This is a genomic window from Ochrobactrum sp. SFR4 (assembly GCF_019730395.1).
Taxonomy (GTDB): Bacteria; Pseudomonadota; Alphaproteobacteria; order Rhizobiales; family Rhizobiaceae; genus Pseudochrobactrum.
The window spans coordinates 1-327 of sequence record NZ_JAAPBB010000481.1 but is presented as its reverse complement, the minus strand read 5'-3'; the positions used below and the strand labels follow the sequence as shown (position 1 = coordinate 327).

Here is a 327-nt window from a genome sequence, read left to right as displayed (position 1 = left end):
GATTGTCGGAACAGCATAGCGCTGCGCTAGTGCCGCTTCATGGTAACGGCCTTTGGAAAAGAGGTAATCGGTGATCTCGAACCACGTCGTCGCGGAATCGACCTCAAATCCAAGCTCATTCAGAGCTGCATCGACTTCAAAGGAATCCGATGCCGAATAGCGCTTCGGGTTGCGGCTGTCGCTGAAATATTTGTACGCCTCATCAATGGTCGCGCCAGCCAATGCGCTGATGCCGTCATAGGTGGAATCCTGCCCGTCAGGGGTGCAGATCAGGCAGAGCAGATTAACCAGATATGCCCGCTCGTATTCAAACGGAGTGCGCATGCA

Annotated in this window: 1 pseudogene; it reads right to left on the bottom strand. The window is 54.1% G+C overall.

The features are described from left to right. Positions 1 to 327: pseudogene (locus tag HBA93_RS19900) on the bottom strand (hypothetical protein); the annotation flags it as partial.